The following is an 858-nucleotide window of genomic DNA, read 5'->3' as shown; positions in this document are numbered from 1 at the left end:
TCGCCGGCACCACTTACTTCATTATAGTAATACTCATTATAATATGAGCCATTAGCTCAGTTGGTAGAGCATCTGACTTTTAATCAGAGGGTCGAAGGTTCGAGTCCTTCATGGCTCATCATTTACACACCATGCGGGTGTGGCGGAATTGGCAGACGCGCTAGACTTAGGATCTAGTGTCCTTGTGACGTGGGGGTTCAAGTCCCTTCACCCGCATCAATTTTATATTGCGGAAGTAGTTCAGTGGTAGAACACCACCTTGCCAAGGTGGGGGTCGCGGGTTCGAATCCCGTCTTCCGCTCTTAGTAAGTGCCGGGGTGGCGGAACTGGCAGACGCACAGGACTTAAAATCCTGCGGTAGGTGACTACCGTACCGGTTCGATTCCGGTCCTCGGCACCACTTATAAATGCGCCCGTAGCTCAATTGGATAGAGCGTTTGACTACGGATCAAAAGGTTAGGGGTTCGACTCCTCTCGGGCGCGCCATTTACGGGAAGTAGCTCAGCTTGGTAGAGCACTTGGTTTGGGACCAAGGGGTCGCAGGTTCGAATCCTGTCTTCCCGACCATTTCCAAACAAATTCCTTTGGGGCCTTAGCTCAGCTGGGAGAGCGCCTGCCTTGCACGCAGGAGGTCAGCGGTTCGATCCCGCTAGGCTCCACCAAAAATGAATAAAAAACTTCTTGACATTACAATAGAATCTAAGTTATACTGATTAAGTTGTTTTTTAAAAATGATCTTTGAAAACTAAACAAAACCAAGCGTGCCAACGTTAATTTCGATTAACAAAAACGTACTATATAGTACAAAACTTATGAGCAAGTCAAACACTTTATTGGAGAGTTTGATCCTGGCTCAGG

At 47.6% G+C, this 858-nt stretch carries 7 tRNA genes; all 7 read left to right on the top strand.

The features are described 5' to 3' along the window. Positions 1 to 45 precede the first annotated feature (45 nt). Positions 46 to 118, top strand: a tRNA-Lys gene (locus tag K9V48_RS28200). A gap of 15 nt (positions 119 to 133) precedes the next feature. Continuing rightward, positions 134 to 216: transfer RNA gene (locus K9V48_RS28195), tRNA-Leu, on the top strand. A gap of 13 nt (positions 217 to 229) precedes the next feature. Then, positions 230 to 301 (top strand) — tRNA-Gly (locus tag K9V48_RS28190). A 10-nt stretch (positions 302 to 311) separates the two neighbouring features. Then, positions 312 to 400: transfer RNA gene (locus K9V48_RS28185), tRNA-Leu, on the top strand. A 9-nt stretch (positions 401 to 409) separates the two neighbouring features. Next, a tRNA-Arg gene (locus K9V48_RS28180) sits at positions 410 to 486 on the top strand. Between the two features lie 4 nt (positions 487 to 490). Next, a tRNA-Pro gene (locus K9V48_RS28175) sits at positions 491 to 567 on the top strand. A 19-nt stretch (positions 568 to 586) separates the two neighbouring features. Next, positions 587 to 662: transfer RNA gene (locus tag K9V48_RS28170), tRNA-Ala, on the top strand. Positions 663 to 858: the final 196 nt, after the last annotated feature.

This window comes from Metabacillus rhizolycopersici (assembly GCF_020075705.1).
This window is presented reverse-complemented; position numbering and strand designations above follow the sequence as displayed.